The following is a 1,277-nucleotide window of genomic DNA, read 5'->3' as shown; positions in this document are numbered from 1 at the left end:
CTTTTTTGCATACCTTTAATTGACAATTTTTCTATTACTATAATTTTATAATTAGCTACAAAATAATAAGATATTTAAAAAATTATTAATTTATAATATAATTTATATCGTTAAAGTGATTAAGATTAAATATAAATATGGAATAATTTCGAACATAAAAAGATAAAATTAGCCGTATTCACCCACAATAAAGCTTTCTGCTTAACTATTTAATTGTGTTTTCTTATATTGCTTTGTGGTTTTTGTAAGTTAACTTTTGATTGTTAAAATCTAGGAGAATTGACTTATGAGTAAGAAATTTATTATTTCATTATTATCTATAATATCAACCTTCTTTTTAGTATTAGGTTGTGATTTGCCGGGAAACAACGATCAAAGCAAAATGGATGATATTTTCAATTTAGAAGAGAAGCATAAGGATGATTTTGATCGTAAATGTATAAGTAAAAAAGATTATGTAGTTGAAAATTCTCAAATTAAATTAGATGTAAATAATAACAGAAGTAATTCTTATCATTCTAGAGTATCTAATGTTTCAAATTCCTATAGTAAAACCCATTCATATTGCATGACAAAATGATTAATTTTGTCAAAAAAAAGCGAAATAATGGTTCGTTTACAGTCTAATTGTAAAAGCTTTTAACAAAGATTAACAAAGAATACTCCACCTAAATTTCATAGAAATTATAGGTGGAGTATTCTTTGTGATTACTTGATAAATAGAAAATTTAAGCTCAGTATTTATGTCTATATTTAGTAACTACTATTAACAACTAATAGAATGTATGTGCTGATTATTGAAAGTTAGCTTATATGACATATGTACTAAGTACAAGTGGTATAAAATAATAGGACTATAAGTAATAATATAGCTTAAGATTATTATCACTTAAAATTTTTTTTATACAAAATGTTACACATTCAAATACTTTTGAAAAATATTTTTTTTTGTGGTTGGTATCAGAATATATTCTCTACTCTTTATAGAAGTTAAAAAGGGAAATAGAGAGCAAGGATTTTCCAAATATAAAAGTAATAAAAACAGGCAAACTTTTGGAACTGATAATCAATAAAGCCCAATAAGAATATAAAATGATTATTCAAATCCATCTAAAATAGGATTTGTAAAGTTCTGTATACATAATTAAGGGTTGCTAAACTACATAAGAAAATTTTAAATCAAAGAAAATACTTTTTTACATAAATACTTATTATTTTATAGTTAATTATAAAAATATAGTAATAGAAAAATTGTCAATTAAAGGTATGCAAAAAAG

1 protein-coding gene and 2 pseudogenes are annotated in these 1,277 nt (G+C 22.7%); 2 read left to right on the top strand and 1 reads right to left on the bottom strand.

Annotation, left to right across the window (positions count from 1 at the left end; all coding sequences use genetic code 11):
- A pseudogene (locus BLO14_RS06255) lies at positions 1–74 on the bottom strand (transposase); the annotation flags it as partial.
- 212 nt (positions 75–286) lie between these two features.
- Here BLO14_RS06255 and BLO14_RS05865 point away from each other — a divergent pair.
- Positions 287–580: a DUF5425 family lipoprotein gene (locus tag BLO14_RS05865; RefSeq protein ID WP_091974012.1), complete on the top strand. Its 294-nt coding sequence runs from the start codon at positions 287–289 to the stop codon at positions 578–580.
- 388 nt (positions 581–968) lie between these two features.
- Positions 969–1,277, top strand: a pseudogene (locus BLO14_RS06200) (RNA-guided endonuclease TnpB family protein); the annotation flags it as partial.

It is taken from the genome of Borreliella japonica (assembly GCF_900099615.1).
Taxonomy (GTDB): Bacteria; Spirochaetota; Spirochaetia; order Borreliales; family Borreliaceae; genus Borreliella; species Borreliella japonica.
This window is presented reverse-complemented; position numbering and strand designations above follow the sequence as displayed.

Bases quoted from the DNA above. Each gene is read 5' to 3' on its own strand.
- BLO14_RS05865 (WP_091974012.1), top strand. From the start codon at position 287: ATGAGTAAGAAATTTATTATTTCATTATTATCTATAATATCAACCTTC.